The organism is Enterococcus eurekensis, assembly GCF_042654605.1.
Lineage (GTDB): Bacteria > Bacillota > Bacilli > Lactobacillales > Enterococcaceae > Enterococcus_I > Enterococcus_I eurekensis.
On the sequence record NZ_JBHSGT010000022.1, the window covers coordinates 1 to 19,425 of the forward strand.

The window sequence follows — 19,425 nt, forward strand, 5'->3', positions numbered from 1 at the left end:
ATAGGGATATTAGTGATACATATTTCAATAAAATGTGCCAAAGAATTAAAGCTATGAATTATTCAGGGTTTGATTCGAATGCATAAAAAAATCCATCAAATAACAAGAATTGTCTGATGATAAAATAACAAAAAAACGAATTTTCTTAAAATAAAATTAAAATTATTTTCATTTTACGCTTTACAACACGCGTTATCTATAGTACATTTGGCTTATCAAATTTTAAAGGAAGGAGTTTTTACGATGAAATACTTGAACACACAACACAACCAATCCATTTCGAATATCTTATCAGACTCCTTTACAAATAGGTACAACGTAGCAAAGTAACGTCTTTTTGACGTAAACTTTTTATGGAAATTTTTGCCTAGTATTGTTCAGTCAGACTGATGGACGATACTAGGCTTTTTTGTGTGCTTTTTTCCTCTTTAACAATTGAAATTATAGAAAACGAGGTACAATTCATGTTAACAATTTTTTGGAATTATATTAAAAAACATCCTTATATTTATGGAATCACAACGATTTTTGCGCTATTATCCTCTGCTCTAGCTGTTGTCCCTAATTATCTCATTCAACAATTTATTGATTCAATGGTCAATCAGACATTAACGAATGAAAATTTATTCTTTTATTTAGGCATCTTTTTGGGAGCAATCATTTTAATTTATTTAGTTGATATCACTTGGGTTGTCCTACTTTTTGGCCAATCTTATCGCTATCAAAATGGCTTACGTAGTCAACTTTACCGTCGTTTATTACAATTACGGACACCTTTTTACGAACGATTTCGCTCCGGGGATTTAATGACACGGATGACGAGTGACATTGAATTTCTGGGTGATACGATCGGTTACGGCTTTATGCTGATTGTTTCGAATATTACTTGGGCGCTTAGTATTTTGATTATTATGATTCTAACGATTTCCTTGAAAGTGACCTTACTTAGCGTCTTACCGCTGATTTTCTTTGCTTTATTTATCTTTAAGCTCTGGAAAAAGATTGACATTTTATACGAAGCCAATCGAGATGCGGTCGCAACATTAAGCAATGAAGTTTTAGAAGTCGTTGACGGTGTGCGCGTCATTCGGGCGTATGGTAAAAAAGAGTTGGAACAACAACAATTCAAAAAGAGAACGAACCAAGTTTTAGAAAAAGCCAATCAGCTAGTCCTTTATAACGGTGCCGTTGGTCCAATTGCTAAATTATTTACCGGACTTAGCATGGCTCTAGGATTAACTTATAGTGGCTACTTAATTAGTCAGGGACAAATGACCATTGGTGAACTCATTTCATTTCAAATTTATTTAGGAATGTTGAGTGGTTCAATTTGGGGTTTATCAGATATTGTTTTAGTTTATCAACAAGGTAACGTTTCCTTCCGTAAAGTGGAAGAAATTTTACAAGCAAATGATTTAGTTGAAGCTTCTGGTCAATCAGAATTATCAGGCATTCAAACAATTCGTTTTAATGATTACTCCTTTAAATATCCGACAAATGAGACGCCGACTATCGAAAAAATTAATCTAGAAATTAAACAAGGCGAAACTTTAGGAATTGTCGGTCCAACGGGTAGTGGTAAAACGACTTTAATCCGTCAATTACTTCGTCAGTATCCTGTCAATCCCGCTGGTAGCCTCTCGATTAATGAACAACCGATTCAACACTACCAAATTGCGGATTTAGAAAAGAAAATTGGTTACGTTCCTCAAGAACACATTTTATTTTCAAAAAATGTCGCGTATAATATTCGCTTTGGAAAAGATCGAGCGACTGAACAAGAAATACATGATGTCGTAGAATTCGCTGACTTCACCAAAGACTTAAACCGGATGACCGAAGGATTGGATACTTTAATTGGTGAAAAAGGCGTTTCGATTTCTGGTGGACAAAAGCAACGAATCTCGATTGCTCGCGGTTTAATTCGCCAACCGGAATTACTGATTCTTGACGACTCGCTTTCTGCTGTTGATGCTAAAACAGAACAAGCGATTATACGAAATATTCAAACGATTCGAAAAGGTCAAACAACCATTATTATTACCCATCGCCTGTCTGCTGTGGCTAAAGCCCATAAAGTCATCGTGATGGATCAAGGAAAAATTGCTGAATACGGTACACCAGAACAATTATTGCAACAAAAGGGCTGGTACTACCAACAACATCTGAAACAGCAATTGGAGGACGATCAACATGAAAACATTTAAGCGCCTACTCAGTTATTTGGCAACCGAACCACTTTTTTACGGCTTCGGTTTACTACTATCCATCGTATCGGCTGCTACAACAATTTATGCGCCAATGATCGGCAAACAAATTATTGATATCGTTTCTGAACGCATCACAAATAATCAATTAATTCCGATCGACTTTTTAATTCAACAATTTGGCCTTTTCATGCTAATAACAATCATTAGCGCGATAACCGGCTATGCAAGTTTTTTATTATTTGCCTTTGCTTCAAATCGTGTTAGTAAAAAAATACGTGATGATGCTCATGAAAAAATGCAACAACTCCCTGTTTCTTATTTTGATGATAAACCAGCCGGTAAAATCTCAGCTCGAATTGTTAATGATACGGAAGTTTTACGTAACAATTTTTATCAAAACTTTAGCAATCAAGTTGTAATCAACTTACTAATGGTCATCGGGATTTATGTCGCTCTTTTCATTATTAGTCCGACAGTCGGTATCGCTCTTTTAGTCCTATTGCCCTTCTTTGCTATGTGGCAATGGCTTTATATTCGCGCTGCAACACCGATTAATAAGCATTGGCGTGAAATCGTTAGTGACTTAAACAGCCTAACAGCAGAAATCATTCAAGGGGTTTCAATTGTCCAAATTTTTCATCAACAAGACAATATGGCCGCTGAATTTGAAGAAAAGAATCAAGCTTGGCTCGATAATCGGATTCGTTCCATTCGGCTCGATGGGATTTTCTCTTGGGATTTTTCAACTTTTATCAAAAATCTCGTCATGTTTTGTTTATTACTTTATTTAGGTACTCAATTTACGAATGGTATTTTAGGCTATTCAATGGGAACGATTTTTATCTTAATCAACTATATTTCAAGTTTATTTGATCCAATTTTAACACTTGTTCGCATTATGCCTACCTTACAACAAGCTCTTGCCTCAGGTGAGCGTGTTTTTGAAATGTTAGATGAAACGGTTGAAAATGATACTTGCCTTCCTTTAATTTTAGAAAAAGGTGCGATTGTTTTTGATCATGTAACTTTTGGTTACAAAGCAGATGAACCGGTTTTAAAAGATATTCATTTCCAAGTGAAGCCTGGTGAAACGATAGGCTTAGTTGGCCATACAGCTTCTGGAAAAAGTTCACTAATCAATTTACTTTTTCGTTTTTACGATCCTCAAAAAGGAAACATTTCGATTGATAATCAAGTCATTCAAGCATGTAATCGCGAAAGTGTGCGTTCTGAGATGGGCATTGTTCTACAAGAACCTTATCTCTTTAGTGGCACAATTAAAAGTAACGTGACAATGCAAGACGAAAGCATCTCAGATGAAGCTGTTATCGATGCCTTGAAAAAAGTTGGTGCCGGCCCTTTATTAGCTAAGCTACCAAAAGGAATTTACGAAGAAGTGATTGAAAAAGGCCAGTCGCTTTCTTCTGGTGAACGCCAATTAATCGCCTTTGCTCGAACGCTAGCTAAAAATCCAAAAATTTTGATTTTGGATGAGGCCACGTCACATATTGACACTGAAACGGAAAGTTTAATCCAACATGCGATGAATGTAGTAAAAAAAGGGCGAACCACCTTTATCATCGCCCATCGCCTTTCAACCATTCAACAAGCCGATCAAATTTTATTGTTGGAACAAGGTGAAATTAAAGAACACGGCTCTCATCAAGAATTACTGGCACTAGCAGGACAGTATGCTGAAATGTATCAACTACAAGCCAAATCAGCTCAAATTTAAAAGGAGTGATCTTCTAATGACTGTAACTATTCAAACAAAATGCCTTATTTTACGCCCTTTGACCGTTAATGACGCCCCTCAAATGTTTCACCATTGGGCCAATTCTAAAACGGTCACGAAATATTTGACCTGGCCACCTCATACATCTATCACTCAAACCCAAGCGCGTCTAGCCTTACGTGAAAAAAGCGATGATGAAGATTGGGGGATCGTCATCCAAGCAACCGATGAGTTAATTGGCACTATTAATGTTGTTGAGGATAAACCCGAGATAAAAACAAAAATTATCGGATATGTAATCGGTGAGGCTTATTGGGGAGAAGGTTATATGACCGAAGCACTCGATGCCGTGATTAATTATTTATTCAGCCATACTACCGTCAATCGAATTGAAGCAAGCCATGATATTGAAAATCCTGGTTCCGGTAAGGTGATGCAAAAAAATGGCGTGACTTTTGAAGGAATTTTACGCCAAGCTGGTCGTAATAATCGTGGAATCGTAGATATTGCGCTGTATAGCCGTCTGCGTGAAGATTAATGAAAGTGGATGTGGCTTGTGTCACATTCACTTTTTATTTTTGCTTTTTGCATCAATCTGCTACAATTTAGAAAAATGAGAAAGAAGGTTATCTTATGCAAAATTTCGAGGAATATTTAGCCGCCATCGAAAATATTGAACACCGTGAAAAAATACGGGATTTATTCGAGTGGATTTTAGCAGAATTTCCTGAATTAGAAACACGTATCGCTTGGAACCAACCGATGTTCACCCATCACGAGACTTTTATTTTAGCTTTTAGCTTAGCTAAAAACCATATTTCTGTGTCACCTGAAGTTAAAACACTCACTCTTTTTGCTGAGACCATTGATCAAAGCGGTTATGAGCGAACGAATAATATCTTCCGCATCAAATGGACACAACCGATTGATAGAGAACTGATAAAAGAAATGATTGCCTTCAATATTGAAGACAAAAAAGACTATCATAAATTTTGGCGATAGACTAATGATTAAGGGACTGAGATTTTTTCTCAGCCCCTTAATCATTAGTCTATGTAATTAAAAAAGAGCTCTCCTCGCAAAAGGAAAGCCCTCGGAAACGTTGCTATTACAACGTTTGTTAAGTCTAGAATTATTCAGCAGCGTTAGCGTCTTTAAGACCGTATTTTTTGTTGAAACGGTCAACACGTCCGTCTGCTTGAGTGAATTTCTGACGACCAGTGTAGAATGGATGTGAATCAGAAGTAACCTCTACACGGATTACTGGGTAAGTGTTACCATCTTCCCATTCGATTGTTTCTGCAGAATGTTTAGTTGATCCTGACAAGAATTTGTAACCTGTTGTTGAGTCTAAGAATACTACTGGATGGTACTCTGGATGAATATTTGGTTTCATAATATGTTTCTCTCCTTTGCCCTGACCCATTTGCTGAATCAGAGTTGATTGTCGATTTACAACAAGAATATCTTAACACGTTTCGTTTTCAGATGCAATTATCTTTTATTAATACGTTTCGTTATTTTTCCACCGAAGGCCACATCTTGGAATGCTTTTAAGAATTCTTGATTGTTTTTGGTCTTTTTCATCATTTGGATGAACTGCTCGGTAAATTCTAATGAATCACCAGTCATATGATTACGGATACGCCAAGTCTCTTCTAACTGTTCCGCAGACATTAATAAGTCTTCTTTTCTTGTACCTGATTTTTTCAAATCGATGGCTGGGAAAATGCGACGTTCTGCTAATGGACGTGAAAGTTGGAGTTCCATGTTTCCTGTACCTTTAAATTCCTCGTAGATGACGTCATCCATTCGACTACCAGTATCAACTAAGGCTGTCGCTAAAATTGTTAAACTTCCACCTTCTTCAATATTACGAGCCGCTCCAAAAAAGCGTTTCGGTTTGTACAAAGCTGCAGGATCAATCCCGCCACTAAGCGTCCGACCACTTGGCGGCACAACCAAATTATATGCCCGAGCTAAACGCGTAATACTGTCCATCAAGATCACGACGTCACGTTTGTCTTCTACTAAACGCATCGCGCGTTCCAGTACAAGTTCCGCTACTCGTGTATGATTGCTTGGTTGTAAATCAAAGGTTGATGAGACAACATCACCTTTGACACTACGTTCTAAATCAGTCACTTCTTCTGGCCGCTCATCAATTAAAAGCACAATTAATTCGACATTCGGATGGTTTTCCGTAATACCATTCGCAATTTCTTTCAGAATACTCGTCTTACCAGCCTTGGGTGGTGCTACAATTAATCCCCGTTGACCAAAACCAATTGGCGAAAATAGATCAATCATCCGTGTCGCCAAACGGCCCGAGTTCGTCTCCAAATTCATATGACGATTTGGATAAAGTGGCGTTAAAGCTGGAAAATGTGGACGTTCTTTGGCTTCTTCTGGTTCTTTACCATTAACTGTTTCAACATGCATTAAACCATAATATCGTTCGGATTCTTTTGGTGGACGTGCTTTTCCAGCAACTTTATCACCATTACGTAAGCTAAAACGACGAATCTGTGAAGAAGAAATATAAATATCTTCTGCACTTGGGCCATAGTTAATTGGACGTAAAAAACCATAGCCTTCTTGACTGACGATGTCAAGAATGCCTTCCATAATAAAGAAGCCTTGCTTTTCAGCTTGTGCTCGAATCACCGCTAGCGAAAGTTCTTTTTTATTCATTTGACTATAGTATGGAATCTTAAATGAACGTGCATAAGCATAGACTTCTTTTAGTGTGCAGTGTTCGAGTTCTGCCATCGTTAAATAATCTTGCATTTATTACTCCTCTATCATTTTAATATCTGCTCCCATAGCAGTTAATTTTTCAATAATATGATCATATCCTCTTAAAATATGATCAACTTGACTAATTTTAGTCGTACCTTCAGCCATCAAGCCCGCAATGACTAAACTTGCTCCTGCACGTAAATCAGAGGCAACAACTTCTGCACCTTGTAATTGTGGGGTACCGTTTAAAATCATCATGTTGCCTTCAATACTTGCTTTGGCTCCCATGCGAACTAGTTCAGGAATGTGATTGACACGTTTTGGATAAATTGTGTCAATAATTTCTGAGCTACCTTGCGCTTTTAACATTAATGGTGCCAATGGTTGTTGCAAGTCTGTCGCAAAACCTGGATAAGGGTAAGTTTTGACATTAATCGCTTTTAAGTTTTTAGCTGGATGAACATAAATACTATCTTCACCAATATCCATTTGAACACCCATTTCTTGCAATTTTGCAATGAAACTTTCTAAATGTTCATGAATCACATTTTTAACTAAAATACCATTACCGACTGCAGCAGCTAAGGCTAAATAAGTACCTGATTCAATGCGGTCAGGAATAATTGAATGACGGCAACCATGTAATTCATCGACACCATCAATTCTAATTTCATCTGTACCGGCACCACGAATATTGGCACCCATATTATTTAGTAACGTAGCAACGTCAATAATTTCAGGTTCACGAGCAGCATTTTCAATAATTGTACGACCTTTGGCACGTGAAGCCGCTAGCATCACGTTAATCGTCGCACCAATTGAAACCATATCCATAAAGATACGTGTCCCAACTAAGCCTTTTTCATCACTGCGTAAATACATTGCACCATGCTCATTTGTTACTTTGGCACCTAAAGCTTCAAAGCCTTTAATATGTAAGTTAATCGGACGTGGACCTAAGTTACAACCACCAGGTAAACCGACGACTCCTTCGCCAAATTTACCTAACAAGGCCCCCATAAAATAATAAGAAGCACGTAAACTATTAATTTTACCAGTTGGCATTGGAATTGAAGCAATATTTGTTGGATCAATGATTAATTTATTTTCGTTAAAAGTGGTTTCTACACCCATAATTTCTAAAATCTCAATAAGAGAGTGGACATCTTGAATATCAGGAACGCCTTCTAAGGTAACCGGAGAGTTCGCTAAAATAGCAGCTGGAATTAATGCAACAACACTGTTCTTTGCGCCACTAATTGTTACTTCACCTGTTAATGGCTTGTTTCCTTGAATTACTAATTTTTTCATTTAATTCACCTATTTATTTTCAATTAATTATTTACAATCATTCCCCATTCTAGCATATTTTTATGAAAGAAAAAAGACAAGAGATTTTGAGCGGTTTAAAGACATTAAAAAAGACTTATCCGCGCGGACAAGTCTTTTCATTTCATTCAGTTAATTAAGCTTTGTTTGCTGAACCAAAGATTTCAATATGCTCTTCAGCATCTTTGATAATCGCTGCTTTACCAGCTGCTAATAATTTGCGAGGGTCAAAACCTTTACCTTCTAAATCTTTACCAGCTTCGATGTATTCGCGAGTTGCTTTAGCAAATGAAACTTGGAATTCTGTGTTAACGTTAACTTTAGAAACACCCATTGAGATTGCTTTTTGGATTTGTTCTACAGGAATACCTGAACCACCGTGTAATACTAATGGTACTTCTCTTCCAGCAGCTGCTGAAACAGCATCTGAGATTGCTTGTAAATGATCGAAAGCTAATCCAGCCCAGTTTTCTGGGTAAGCACCGTGGATGTTACCAATTCCACATGCTAAGAAATCAATTCCTGTACCAACCATTTGTACACATTCGTCGATATCAGCTAATTCGCCAGAACCAATGATTCCGTCTTCTTCTCCACCGATTGAACCAACTTCACACTCAACAGAAATACCTTTTGCATGTGCTTTTTCTACAACGTCTTTAGCTAATTTTAAGTTTTCTTCAAATGGTAAGTGAGAACCATCAAACATTACTGATGTGTATCCAGCTTCAATACACTCTAAAGCTGCTTCATATGAACCATGGTCTAAATGAATTGCAACTGGAACAGTGATGTTCATAGATTCCATTAAATCTGTCACCATGTGAACAACTAATTTGTAGCCACCCATGTATTTTGCAGCGCCCATAGATGTTTGGATTAAAACAGGTGCTTGTTTAGCTTCAGCTGCTGCTAAAATCGCTTGTGTCCACTCTAAGTTGTTTGTGTTGTAAGCTCCTACTGCATATCCGCCTTTACGAGCTGCCTGTAAAATTTCAGTTCCTGATACTAATGGCATAATTAATTCCTCCTAGTTTTCACTAAACTTTTATTGTCAAGAATTTTGATTCCTAACTAACACGTTCATTTTAGCAAAGTTTCATTCTTTTTACTAGTCAAACAAGAAACTTTACTTGTTTTTTCATAATTCGCTTTACATTCTTATTTAACGAATAAAAAACGCTTGAAATCAATTGATTTAAGCGTTTTTTATTCCTGTTTAATAAAGCTCCAAATATTGTTCACGTTCCCATTCAGAAACCGTTTGACGATAAGCTGCCCATTCCATACGTTTTGCTTCATTAAAGTTACCATAAATATGATGACCCAGTGCTTCAATCATGACTGGATCTTTTCGTAGTGCTTTAATGGCATTATGAATGGTTGATGGGAGATCATAGATTTGAGCGGCTTCACGTTCTTCCATTGTCATCACGTAAATATTACGATCCACAGCGGGTGGTGGTGTTAACTCCCGACGAATTCCATCTAACCCTGCTTCTAATAAAACAGCCATTGCCAAATAAGGATTGGCCGTTGGATCAACCGAACGTAATTCTAACCGAGTCGATAATCCTCTCGCCTCTGGAATGCGGATTAAGGGCGAACGGTTATGCCCCGACCAAGCCACATATACGGGTGCCTCAAATCCTGGAACTAAACGTTTATATGAGTTCACCGTTGGGTTACAAACAGCAGTAAAGGCACGCGCATGCTCTAAAAGGCCTGCCATAAATTGATAGGCTATTTCACTTAACTGCATCTCACCGTCTTCATCGAAAAAGACATTTTTATTTCCTTTGAATAAGGACATATTACAGTGCATGCCTGAACCGGCGATTCCATACATTGGTTTTGCCATAAAAGTCGCATGTAAACCATGTTTACGAGCAATCGTTTTAACAACCAATTTAAATGTTTGAATATTATCACACGCCTCAACGACATCGGCATATTTAAAATCAATCTCATGTTGTCCCGGTGCGGTTTCATGGTGAGAAGCTTCCACTTCAAAGCCCATTTTTTCTAATTCTAAAACAATATCACGTCGGCAATTTTCACCTAAGTCAGTTGGAGAGAAATCGAAATAGCCACCTTTGTCATTCAAATCCATTGTAATCTCACCATTTTCATCCAATTTGAATAAGAAAAATTCAGGTTCAGGACCTAAGTTAAATGAGGTGAAGCCTAATGCTTTCATATTTTTTAGATTTCGTTTTAAGTTTCCACGAGGGTCACCTGCAAATGGCGTACCATCTGGATTGTAAATATCACAAATTAAGCGTGCGACTTTTCCATGTTCACTTTCCCATGGAAAAATTAACCAAGTCGATAAATCCGGATACAAGTACATATCGCTTTCTTCAATTCGTACAAATCCTTCAATTGAAGAACCATCAAACATCATTTTATTGTTTAATACCTTTGTTAACTGACTAATTGGTACTTCAACGTTTTTAATCGTTCCCATAATATCAGTAAACATGAGTCGTAAAAAACGAACATTTTGTTCTTGGGCATTTTTTTCAATTTCAGCTATCGTGTACTCTACTCTTGGCATAATTCATTCCATCCTCTATATTTTAGATTTTTACGCTTAAATTCTTGTATTTTTCTGGAAGGGGTTTGTTTGTGACAATCCACCTTGTGATAATATCTCATCATAAAAAATACGACGAACATCATTATCCGTTAACTGTTGTTTTGCTTTTGTTTCATTTTCTACTTTTTTTAATTCATAAAGTTTTTTTATACCCGCCATATTCAAACCATCAGACAAATAGTCTTTAATCTCCAGCAAAACGTCAATATCTTTCAAAGAATACATGCGTCGATTGCCTTCGCTTCTTTCTGGATGGATTAAATCTTGTTCCTCATAATAACGAATTTGTCGCGCGGTAAGGTCGGTTAATTTCATCACTGTACCAATTGGAAAAACAGACATTGAACGACGAAGTTCCTTTTCTTGCATTGAGCATCCTACTTTCTTAAAGATTGATTAGATGACTATAAAAAAAATATACCAAGTCAAAAAGCAGTTGTCAACCACCTATGTTAGGTTTCCTTACATGAAATAAAAAATTTTTTTTCCATAGCTAAAAAAATGGCGTAAAAAGAGCTGCTTTTCAACTATTTAGCTTAGAAAAATAAAATGGAGCAACTTCACTTTTTGGCAGTTTAAATCTTGTTGATTTTTGTTAGTAGAAATTTTTTCAAAAAAAAAAAAAAAACAGGACTGCGATTTTGACACAGTCCTAGTCTTATACTTATTTAATTGATAAATATCTTTTAGTTCGAAACAAGAGCAAAATGACTTTTACAATTTGCTCTCTTGATATTGTTTTTTATTCCGTACTTTCCATACGACGAATCGCTATCGACTGTGGGAAAGCAAATCCTTTTAAGAAATAGACTTGTTCGTCTTCATTAAATTCAGAAGACAGCAACAACGTCTCCCTTTGCAGCTGATTTAATAGTTTTCCTTCATCGGGACCTAAGTTTAATGTGTAAGGCTGTAAAATTTCCATAATTTTTAATTTAATCGCTTGGCTTAATTGTTCTTTCCCACGTGTCGTTTTCGCAGAAATTAAAACACTCGGAAATAACGTTGGAACAAAGAGTAATGGATTGGCAATTTTATCTGATTTATTATAAATTGTTAAAACAGGAATCGCGCCTAAGTCTAGCTCCTCCATTAATTTCGTAACCGTTTCTTCATGTTGTTGTCGGTTCTCTGAACTAGCGTCGACAACGTGTAGTAAAAGATCCATCCCTTTACTCTCTTCTAGCGTTGAATGAAAAGCATCGATTAATTGCGTCGGTAAATCTTGAATAAACCCAACGGTATCCGTTAACGTCACCTCTAACCCTTCTGGTAAGCGCCATTTTTTCGTTAAAGGATCAAGTGTCGCAAATAATTGATCTTCCTCGAACGTTTGGGCTTGAGTTAAGATATTTAGAATCGTTGATTTTCCAGCATTCGTATAACCGATTAAACCAATCTGGAAAACTTCATTATCTTGACGTTTTTGACGCGTTCGATTTCTATGCGCTTCAACTTCTTTTAACTCTCTTTTGATAATGGTAACTTTGTTGCGGATATGACGACGATCAGTCTCTAGTTTGGTTTCCCCTGGCCCTCTCGTTCCAATCCCTCCGCCTAAACGCGAAAGCATTTTTCCTTGACCCATTAGTCGTGGCAATAAATATTCTAATTGCGCCAATTCAACCTGTAGTTTCCCCTCTTTTGAACGGGCACGCATCGCAAAAATATCTAAAATTAACTGAACACGATCAATCACTGCGATACCTAATTCATCGCCAATAATTTGACTTTGGCGCGGTGTCAATTCATGATTGAAAATCACTAATTGCGCTTCGTGAAGCTCAATTAATTGTTTTAGTTCTTCGATTTTCCCTTTACCAACAACCGTTTTACGATCAATTTGCGGACGCTTTTGACTTAACGAAAATACTACTTCCCCTTTAGCCGTCTTCGTTAAGTTTTTTAACTCAAGCATTGATTCTTCAAAATATTGATAGTTTATTTCGGTCTCAACGCCAACTAAAATGACGCGTTCTTGCATTTCTTCGCTCATTCTTCTTTCGCTCCTTTCAACCAGTTTTTAATTTCAAATTCAATTGTATTCACTTCGTTCGGTTTTTGAACTAAATCGAACCAATGAGGCTGCATCCGATTTCTAAACCACGTTAATTGCCGTTTCGCATAACGTCTAGAATGAAGTTGAATTGTTTCAATTACCGACTCTAATGAAGCTTCGCCATTAAAATAAGGTTTAAATTCTTGATAGCCAATTCCCAAAGCACCTTGACTATCTGGATGCTTTGTTAATAAATATCCGGCTTCTTCTTCTAGACCTTGATCCAACATTTGATGCACCCGTTGATTGATTCGTTGATATAAAAGTGCTCGTTGCGTTGATAAACCTATTAAAAAATCATCATACAATTTCTCTGGTTCTTTTTCCGGCATTAAAATACTTTTCCCGGTTATTTCAAAAACTTCTAAGGCACGAACGACTTTACGAACATTGTTTAAATGAATCGCTTGTGCAGCTAAAGGATCACGTTCTTTTAATAATTCCCACAGAGCCTCCTTACCATGCGTCTGCTCATAGGCTTCATATTTTTTGCGAACTTCCGGTTGCACATCGCTAGATTTCTTTCCTAATTGGTAGTCGTAGATGAGACTTTGAACATACAATCCTGTTCCTCCAACGATAATTGGCAACTTGCCTTTAGCTGTGATTTCGTCAATTTTTTGACGAGCATCTACTTGAAAGCGAGCAACCGAATAGGCATCCTCTAATTCACAAATATCTAATAGATGATGAGTAATCCCTTGGGCTTCTTCTGACGTTACTTTGGCTGTCCCAATATCCAATCCGCGATACACTTGCATCGAATCGGCATTAATCACTTCGCCATTAAATTTTTGCGCTAATTCAATACTTAACGCTGTCTTACCTACCGCAGTCGGTCCGACAATGACTATTATTTTTTTCATCTAATATCTCACTTTATTTTTCTTGTTATTGATTAAAATGTTTTTGAAAATAAAGACATGGGTTCTTTTGTCATTTTCTTCAATTGTATTTTGCGCTCATAAATCATCTCGGTAATTTTATCAGATAATTGCTCCATAATGACACGTCCACCTCGGAACGTATAGCCACCAATTGCAATTGTCTCTTCTGGCGAAAGTACCGCCTTACGCATCGAAATTTGTTTGAAAAATTCTTCTAAAAAATGATTAGGCAAATAAAAACTATTATGAGCGGCATAAGATTGTAAATAGACGTAGTCATCCACAGTAATATAACAATCATCAAATGCATCAAAGCTTACATATTTATCCATCAGCAAGATGCGTTTTTCTAAAATTTCCATGACTTTTTGGTTCAGAGTAATCAGCGTTTCAATTTCGCGAACTTTATGCATCATCAGACGGTCTCTTTGCTCTCTTTGATGACGTAAACGCATATATAAGTAAAATGCTAACCCGACTAACAGGCCCCCGACAATCACACCACTTAGGCTTGCAATAAACATTGACATTTCAACTATCCACCCCTTTACTTATCTTTATTCATTCTAACATATTTTGATTTTTTTATTCAGTTTTTTTATTTGACCTTTATTGACCTTGGGGTTATACTTTATCTAGCTAAATAAAGATTTATTCTATTTAATTCACGGTAGGTATGTTATGCTATTAGTGAAATTTAGCAAAATTAAAAAGGAGGATTATTTCCTATGAATTTAATTCCAACAGTCATCGAACAATCATCTCGCGGTGAAAGAGCTTATGACATCTACTCACGTTTACTAAAAGACCGCATCATTATGCTAAGTGGTCAAGTAACAGACGATTTAGCAAACACAATCATTGCCCAACTACTATTCTTAGATGCGCAAGATTCTGAAAAAGATATTTACTTGTACATCAATTCTCCTGGTGGTAGCGTAACGGCAGGTTTGGCTATTTTTGATACAATGAACTTCGTTAAAGCCGATGTCCAAACAATTGTAATGGGTATGGCTGCATCAATGGGTAGTTTCTTATTAGCGGCTGGTACAAAAGGCAAACGCTTTGCTTTGCCAAACGCAGAAGTAATGATTCACCAACCATTAGGCGGTGCTCAAGGACAAGCAACTGAAATCGAAATCGCTGCCCGTCACATTTTAAAAACACGTGATCGCTTAAATAAAATCTTAGCTGAACGTACAGGTCAGCCAATCGAGGTCATTGAAAAAGATACAGACCGCGATAACTTCATGTCTGCTGAAGAAGCAAAAGCATACGGCTTAGTCGATGAAGTAATGGTAACAAGATAATCAAAAGAACCACTCGCTATTTTATCGATAGTGAGTGGTTTTTTTACAGGATCTAAACTTAGCACAATTTATAAATGACTTGAGAAATCAAAAAATCGATTAGCAGGAACTCTCCCGCTAATCGATTTTTGTTATTTATCGGCAAATAATTTCGTTAAGAAACTTTCAATTTGCGTTTGTGTCGCAAAAACAGCATTACTTTGTTTTTGCATGACTGCAAAGAAAATTTGAGAAACATTATTTTGCTCCTCTTTCAAATCCATGATTATTAATCACTGCTTTCATCCAGTAACTACTTGCTTTATCTGAGCGTCGATAGTTATCATCGCGGTTAATGCGGTAATAACCATAGCGATTTTTATAAGCATTTAACCATGACCAGCAATCAGAAAACGTCCACATATGATAACCAAAACAATTACTGCCTTCTTCAATGGCTTGCGCAAGGTACTCTAGATGTTCTTCTAAAAATTCAATTCGGTAATCATCTTGAATGATTCCATTTTCATCCATAAACTTCTCTTCACCTTCAACACCCATGCCATTTTCAGAAATGAACCAAGGCATATTACCATAATCGTTTTTCATACGCATCGCTATCGTATAAATTCCTTCTGGGAAGATTTCCCATCCACGGTGAGGATTGATACGCTTTTCAGGCCAGTTATAACCACGGGCCCAGGCACCAGGTGATTGTGCTGGGAATACTGGATTCTCAACTGCTTGTACACGCAATGGCTGATAGTAGTTTACACCAACAAAATCAACAATATTATCTTCAAATATTTTGCGATCGCCTTCTTCAACTTGTGGCAATAAATCACTCTCGCGGAACATTTCAATCAATTCTTCTGGGAAGTAACCTAAAACTACCGTATCAACGAAGCTACGAATATATATTAAATCTGCTTTATGACGTGCTTCTTGATCGGCTGGCTCATCACTTTTGGCGTAAACTGGTGATAAGTTTAAGATGATACCAATTTGTCCATCGTTATGCGGATTGTTTTTATAGGCTTCAACCGCCTGAGCATGAGCTAACATCGTATGGTAACCCACTTGAATCGCCCGTTTGAAGTCACGAACTTTCGGCCAGTGTGCATCACCCATGTAACCACATTCAATATGAACTAACGGCTCATTAAAAGTTGCCCATTTTTTAACTAAATCACCAAATTGTTCAAACGCTGTTTTAGCATAAAAAGCAAAATGATCGACTGATTCTCTTGCTTCCCAACCACCTTTTTCCATTAACCACCAAGGCATGTCAAAGTGAAACAAGTTGATAATCGGCTCAACACCGTTATTGATCATTTCTTGAAAATAATCACGGTAAAAGGCTACTGCTTTTGGATTTAAGGTTTTTCCATCAGGTAACAAACGTGTCCACGCAATTGATGTACGATACGAATTCATATCCATTTTTTTCATTAAAGCAACATCTTCTTTGTATTGATAGTAGATGTTTGATGTATCGTTTGGTCCAACTTGATCGAAAAATAATTCCGGCTCCATTTCAAACCATCTATCCCAAGTCGACGGACTCTTACCATCAACTAGTGCGGCTCCTTCAGTTTGTGGAGCCGATGTTGCTGCACCCCATAAAAAATCTTTTGGAAATTCAATCATCTTTCCTCAATCCTCCTATGTTTTATAGTTCTCGCTCCACTAAGAAAGCGAATCCAAAACAATATGTGTTTCACTTACATATCACTCACAAAAAATACACATTTTAATTTTTGACCGTTTCTTTGACATCTGAGTGTTTCATCATACCTATTAGTAAAAACTTACCTAAAGACCAAGTATAAACAACACTAAATAAAAACCCAATTATGACTGACGGAACCCCATAGGCCATTAAACCTAAAATCAAAACGGCAATATTCAAATAACGAATCATCTTGGCAACTTCGATTTTCGGATGTTTTTAGTGAATGATTTAAGCAATTACGTCGACGCCAACCGTCGTTGACCCTTCCGATAAACAGCAATAATAGCCAAATGCGATGACAATACAGGCTAACATAAAATCAAGTGGAGCCATGTCATCCATTCAAAGGGTAAAAAATAAAACAAACTAAAAAATGACATGTAAGATAAACTGCCCACTATCGACTTCATTAAATAACTTCTTCCTAAAAATACTGCACAAATAATCAGCAATATAACGGTTAAACTATTTGTAATCAAGGGTAAATCAATAGGAAGCATTTTTTTGTACGACTAAAGATAAGCTCGTCACACCACCATTTATAATCGTATACGGAACCATCCATTTCGCGTAGGCTAAAGCTAGTAACGCATTTCCTACAATAATTTTAATTAAAAATTACACGGATTGTTTATTGATCATTTTGATTCTCACTTTCTATCAAAAAAGGATAGAAAAGCCCGTGCCTTCTATCCTTTTTGCATTTTATTAACGATTGAACGAAACATACTTTGAATCGTATGTTTCATCCCACGAATAGCAACAGACATATGGTAAATATTTTAACATGGAGTGACACCACTGTAGCCTGCATCACCAATATGTTGTAAATCCACGCCACACATTTTGTTCCATAACGCAATTTGACGAATGGTTTCTGGTGAAGCACTTTCTTGACTCGTTCCAATTGCAGACATTGTTAGCATGCTCAAGATTTTAGCCATTTTTACGGTTTTTTTCTGCTTGGTCAAAAGCAAGAACACAGTTCCGACTGCTGGCAATAATAAAATATCAGCACCTGCATCGGTAAATTGTTGAATTGCTTCTTTGGTCATAATCGGCTCATCAACACCTGAACTATGCATTTTTCCAGTAATAATTAAACCATTGTAATTCTCTTTTTTCGACTTGAATAGCTATGGCGTTCGTTCATCATACCAGTTCCGGGATTTACTATTACATGTTTACATAAAACTTATTAACTCCCATTGAACAACCGTCTGAAAACTTCACATACAGTCCTTTATCCTCCTTAAAAAAAACACTTGAGAATTAATATTATTAGTATCATAAGATTCTTGATAATCTATCGTGAAGCTTTTGGTGGTTGGCAGACTTCACATTTTCTTTGATGATTATCTTTAAATTTTTTGAATTTTTTTTCAAAACGATTCCCACAAGAGCATTCAAATAACAAATCTTGTGAAAATCCATGGTATTCCATGGTTAACAGTTTACTATCTGAATTCTTTTCAACAAACTCACGAATCCTTTCAATTGACCAACGTTTGTTCATGTTTTTCCTTCTTTCTTACTAAATATTTATCTTTTTATATATTCCACTACGATAGAGGCAGTTCATTATAGCATGACTATCTCTAAAAATATATAACTAGTCACTAGGATTTAACTTAATCAAAAGAGTGTGATCACGAGTATCAAGAACTTTTAGAAAGACTATGTTTATCATTAGATCTTTCAACAATTTCGAAAAGAAAGCTCTCAAACGACACAAAGAATGATTGTAATTATTTATTTAGTTCTCTTTTCCTATGTCATCTTGATTCTACTACTAATCAAACTTAAGCAAAATCGACAGATAGAAACAAACGAGAAAGAAAAAGGTAAACTAGCAAATAATTGAAAATGTTATTTGAGGCTCCTTTTATCCATCAATTAGAAGCACTTCCCTTGATTAGCGGTTATGAAGTTACCACACTAGCCATGCTTTTAAATTATTACGCCATTGACATTGACAAAAATACACTTACCGAACGAATCGATCATGTCCCACTGGTAATATCAAGTACTACCCTCATCCACTCGGGCGTTATTGTCGATTTTAATTCAAAAAATATTTATATTAAAGATCCCATATATTCTAAAAAAGCACCTCCTGTTAAATTCATTTTACTTGAAGTTAACAGGAGGTGCTTTTTTATACTGTCCCATTTTCATTAGCCAGTTCCGATTGCAAATCGGGTGTTTATTTTATTGTTTTTTCTTATTTCACTTCAAAAGTTGGTGCGATCGTGATAGTTTGCTCCTCTGCTTGGAAATGTTTAATCACTCGGTAGTTGCCAGCCGGTAATTTATCAAAGTAATCCGCTAAATCAATGACTTCTTCATTCATCGCTTTGCCTTCTAATAGCATGGCAATTTCAATAAAAGCTACACCCTCATCAAAAGGCACTTGATACCATGTATCATCCAATTCAACTTCTAGCGTAAAATCGACGCCATAATAATAGACTGTATCTGTCAAATTTTCAAAAACGAGTGTGATCTTTTCCTTAAAGGATTGAATTTGTTCTTCTTTCACGTTCCCCTTAATTTTGCCTTCTGTAACAACTGCGGTCGATGGTTCTAAATCGGAAGGACGAAAGGCTTGACTCGCACAACCAACCAGGGATAAAAATGAGACAAGCATCAAATACAAGAGGACTTTTTTCATGATTGAACACCTCGATTTCTATTCTTGCCTTTATTTTAGCACGTCCTTCAAAAAATCATGTAGAAAACACACACGAAAACAGCCTTTTAAAGTAGGGGTCTGAGATACATCCTCTCTACTTTAAAAGACTGTTACTTGATTCTTAAATCTAATTTTTTTAACA

Annotated in this window: 19 protein-coding genes and 1 pseudogene; 5 read left to right on the plus strand and 15 right to left on the minus strand. The window is 36.6% G+C overall.

Features of this window, described 5'->3' with window-relative positions; genetic code table 11:
* Positions 1-464 precede the first annotated feature (464 nt).
* The 4 genes from ACFO3L_RS03975 (at position 465) to ACFO3L_RS03990 (ending at position 4,947) form a co-directional block, all read left to right on the plus strand.
* Complete coding sequence (locus tag ACFO3L_RS03975; RefSeq protein ID WP_379964079.1) at positions 465-2,207, plus strand: ABC transporter ATP-binding protein; 1,743 nt, start codon at positions 465-467, stop codon at positions 2,205-2,207.
* The gene (locus ACFO3L_RS03980; protein WP_379964081.1) at positions 2,194-3,945 is read left to right on the plus strand and encodes an ABC transporter ATP-binding protein; all 1,752 of its coding nucleotides are present in this window, start codon (positions 2,194-2,196) and stop codon (positions 3,943-3,945) included. The genes ACFO3L_RS03975 and ACFO3L_RS03980 overlap by 14 nt, the downstream gene beginning before the upstream one ends.
* Positions 3,946-3,961: 16 nt before the next feature.
* Complete coding sequence (locus ACFO3L_RS03985) at positions 3,962-4,483, plus strand: GNAT family N-acetyltransferase (RefSeq protein WP_379964084.1); 522 nt, start codon at positions 3,962-3,964, stop codon at positions 4,481-4,483.
* 95 nt (positions 4,484-4,578) lie between these two features.
* The gene (locus ACFO3L_RS03990; RefSeq protein ID WP_379964086.1) at positions 4,579-4,947 is read left to right on the plus strand and encodes an iron chaperone; all 369 of its coding nucleotides are present in this window, start codon (positions 4,579-4,581) and stop codon (positions 4,945-4,947) included.
* Between the two features lie 130 nt (positions 4,948-5,077).
* Here ACFO3L_RS03990 and ACFO3L_RS03995 read toward each other — a convergent pair whose 3' ends face one another.
* From ACFO3L_RS03995 to ACFO3L_RS04035, 9 genes are all read right to left on the minus strand, one after another.
* The gene (locus tag ACFO3L_RS03995; protein ID WP_379964088.1) at positions 5,078-5,341 is read right to left on the minus strand and encodes a type B 50S ribosomal protein L31; all 264 of its coding nucleotides are present in this window, start codon (positions 5,339-5,341) and stop codon (positions 5,078-5,080) included.
* A 98-nt stretch (positions 5,342-5,439) separates the two neighbouring features.
* The gene (gene rho / locus ACFO3L_RS04000; RefSeq protein ID WP_379964090.1) at positions 5,440-6,735 is read right to left on the minus strand and encodes a transcription termination factor Rho; all 1,296 of its coding nucleotides are present in this window, start codon (positions 6,733-6,735) and stop codon (positions 5,440-5,442) included.
* Positions 6,736-6,738: 3 nt separating this feature from the next.
* A complete protein-coding gene (locus ACFO3L_RS04005) occupies positions 6,739-7,998 on the minus strand; it encodes a UDP-N-acetylglucosamine 1-carboxyvinyltransferase (RefSeq protein WP_379964092.1) in 1,260 nt (419 codons plus the stop codon).
* Between the two features lie 154 nt (positions 7,999-8,152).
* Positions 8,153-9,034, minus strand: a complete 882-nt coding sequence (locus ACFO3L_RS04010; RefSeq protein WP_379964094.1) for a class II fructose-bisphosphate aldolase — start codon at positions 9,032-9,034, stop codon at positions 8,153-8,155.
* A gap of 201 nt (positions 9,035-9,235) precedes the next feature.
* The gene (gene glnA, locus ACFO3L_RS04015) at positions 9,236-10,576 is read right to left on the minus strand and encodes a type I glutamate--ammonia ligase (protein WP_379964096.1); all 1,341 of its coding nucleotides are present in this window, start codon (positions 10,574-10,576) and stop codon (positions 9,236-9,238) included.
* A gap of 36 nt (positions 10,577-10,612) precedes the next feature.
* Complete coding sequence (locus ACFO3L_RS04020) at positions 10,613-10,987, minus strand: MerR family transcriptional regulator (RefSeq protein WP_379964098.1); 375 nt, start codon at positions 10,985-10,987, stop codon at positions 10,613-10,615.
* A gap of 373 nt (positions 10,988-11,360) precedes the next feature.
* Entirely contained in the window at positions 11,361-12,602 is a 1,242-nt protein-coding gene (hflX, locus tag ACFO3L_RS04025) for a GTPase HflX (protein ID WP_379964168.1), read from the minus strand.
* Positions 12,603-12,610: 8 nt separating this feature from the next.
* Complete coding sequence (gene miaA, locus ACFO3L_RS04030; RefSeq protein WP_379964100.1) at positions 12,611-13,543, minus strand: tRNA (adenosine(37)-N6)-dimethylallyltransferase MiaA; 933 nt, start codon at positions 13,541-13,543, stop codon at positions 12,611-12,613.
* 32 nt (positions 13,544-13,575) lie between these two features.
* Positions 13,576-14,094 carry a hypothetical protein gene (locus ACFO3L_RS04035; RefSeq protein WP_379964102.1) on the minus strand — a complete coding sequence of 173 codons (519 nt, stop codon included), beginning with the start codon at positions 14,092-14,094 and terminating at the stop codon, positions 13,576-13,578.
* Positions 14,095-14,292: 198 nt separating this feature from the next.
* On the opposite strand from ACFO3L_RS04035, the gene clpP reads away from it, so the two are divergent.
* Entirely contained in the window at positions 14,293-14,874 is a 582-nt protein-coding gene (gene clpP, locus ACFO3L_RS04040) for an ATP-dependent Clp endopeptidase proteolytic subunit ClpP (RefSeq protein ID WP_379964104.1), read from the plus strand.
* 131 nt (positions 14,875-15,005) lie between these two features.
* Here the strand turns inward: clpP and ACFO3L_RS04045 are convergent, their stop codons facing one another.
* The 6 genes and pseudogenes from ACFO3L_RS04045 to ACFO3L_RS04070 all read right to left on the minus strand — a co-directional run bounded on the left by ACFO3L_RS04045 (position 15,006) and on the right by ACFO3L_RS04070 (position 19,262).
* Positions 15,006-15,137, minus strand: a complete 132-nt coding sequence (locus tag ACFO3L_RS04045; RefSeq protein WP_379964106.1) for a hypothetical protein — start codon at positions 15,135-15,137, stop codon at positions 15,006-15,008.
* Positions 15,112-16,503 (minus strand): glycoside hydrolase family 1 protein, encoded by a 1,392-nt coding sequence (locus tag ACFO3L_RS04050; RefSeq protein WP_379964108.1) that lies wholly within the window; start codon positions 16,501-16,503, stop codon positions 15,112-15,114. Before ACFO3L_RS04050 ends, ACFO3L_RS04045 begins: the two co-directional genes overlap by 26 nt.
* A gap of 103 nt (positions 16,504-16,606) precedes the next feature.
* Complete coding sequence (locus ACFO3L_RS04055; protein ID WP_379964110.1) at positions 16,607-16,777, minus strand: hypothetical protein; 171 nt, start codon at positions 16,775-16,777, stop codon at positions 16,607-16,609.
* A gap of 500 nt (positions 16,778-17,277) precedes the next feature.
* Positions 17,278-17,718 (minus strand): annotated as a pseudogene (locus ACFO3L_RS04060) (DUF7916 family protein); the annotation flags it as partial.
* 176 nt (positions 17,719-17,894) lie between these two features.
* Positions 17,895-18,104, minus strand: a complete 210-nt coding sequence (locus ACFO3L_RS04065; protein WP_379964114.1) for a hypothetical protein — start codon at positions 18,102-18,104, stop codon at positions 17,895-17,897.
* Positions 18,105-18,812: 708 nt separating this feature from the next.
* Positions 18,813-19,262 carry an immunoglobulin-like domain-containing protein gene (locus ACFO3L_RS04070; RefSeq protein WP_379964116.1) on the minus strand — a complete coding sequence of 150 codons (450 nt, stop codon included), beginning with the start codon at positions 19,260-19,262 and terminating at the stop codon, positions 18,813-18,815.
* Positions 19,263-19,425: the final 163 nt, after the last annotated feature.

Excerpts from the sequence above, each read along its gene's own strand:
- clpP (WP_379964104.1), top strand. The coding sequence starts at position 14,293 with ATGAATTTAATTCCAACAGTCATCGAACAATCATCTCGCGGTGAAAGA.
- ACFO3L_RS04065 (WP_379964114.1), bottom strand. The coding sequence starts at position 18,104 with ATGAACAAACGTTGGTCAATTGAAAGGATTCGTGAGTTTGTTGAAAAG.
- ACFO3L_RS03990 (WP_379964086.1), top strand. The coding sequence starts at position 4,579 with ATGCAAAATTTCGAGGAATATTTAGCCGCCATCGAAAATATTGAACAC.
- glnA (WP_379964096.1), bottom strand. The coding sequence starts at position 10,576 with ATGCCAAGAGTAGAGTACACGATAGCTGAAATTGAAAAAAATGCCCAA.
- ACFO3L_RS04010 (WP_379964094.1), bottom strand. The coding sequence starts at position 9,034 with ATGCCATTAGTATCAGGAACTGAAATTTTACAGGCAGCTCGTAAAGGC.
- ACFO3L_RS04055 (WP_379964110.1), bottom strand. The coding sequence starts at position 16,777 with ATGATTCGTTATTTGAATATTGCCGTTTTGATTTTAGGTTTAATGGCC.
- ACFO3L_RS03985 (WP_379964084.1), top strand. The coding sequence starts at position 3,962 with ATGACTGTAACTATTCAAACAAAATGCCTTATTTTACGCCCTTTGACC.
- ACFO3L_RS04045 (WP_379964106.1), bottom strand. The coding sequence starts at position 15,137 with ATGGATTTGAAAGAGGAGCAAAATAATGTTTCTCAAATTTTCTTTGCA.
- ACFO3L_RS04005 (WP_379964092.1), bottom strand. The coding sequence starts at position 7,998 with ATGAAAAAATTAGTAATTCAAGGAAACAAGCCATTAACAGGTGAAGTA.
- ACFO3L_RS04050 (WP_379964108.1), bottom strand. The coding sequence starts at position 16,503 with ATGATTGAATTTCCAAAAGATTTTTTATGGGGTGCAGCAACATCGGCT.
- ACFO3L_RS04020 (WP_379964098.1), bottom strand. The coding sequence starts at position 10,987 with ATGCAAGAAAAGGAACTTCGTCGTTCAATGTCTGTTTTTCCAATTGGT.
- hflX (WP_379964168.1), bottom strand. The coding sequence starts at position 12,602 with ATGCAAGAACGCGTCATTTTAGTTGGCGTTGAGACCGAAATAAACTAT.
- ACFO3L_RS03980 (WP_379964081.1), top strand. The coding sequence starts at position 2,194 with ATGAAAACATTTAAGCGCCTACTCAGTTATTTGGCAACCGAACCACTT.
- ACFO3L_RS04070 (WP_379964116.1), bottom strand. The coding sequence starts at position 19,262 with ATGAAAAAAGTCCTCTTGTATTTGATGCTTGTCTCATTTTTATCCCTG.
- ACFO3L_RS03995 (WP_379964088.1), bottom strand. The coding sequence starts at position 5,341 with ATGAAACCAAATATTCATCCAGAGTACCATCCAGTAGTATTCTTAGAC.
- miaA (WP_379964100.1), bottom strand. The coding sequence starts at position 13,543 with ATGAAAAAAATAATAGTCATTGTCGGACCGACTGCGGTAGGTAAGACA.
- rho (WP_379964090.1), bottom strand. The coding sequence starts at position 6,735 with ATGCAAGATTATTTAACGATGGCAGAACTCGAACACTGCACACTAAAA.
- ACFO3L_RS03975 (WP_379964079.1), top strand. The coding sequence starts at position 465 with ATGTTAACAATTTTTTGGAATTATATTAAAAAACATCCTTATATTTAT.
- ACFO3L_RS04035 (WP_379964102.1), bottom strand. The coding sequence starts at position 14,094 with ATGTCAATGTTTATTGCAAGCCTAAGTGGTGTGATTGTCGGGGGCCTG.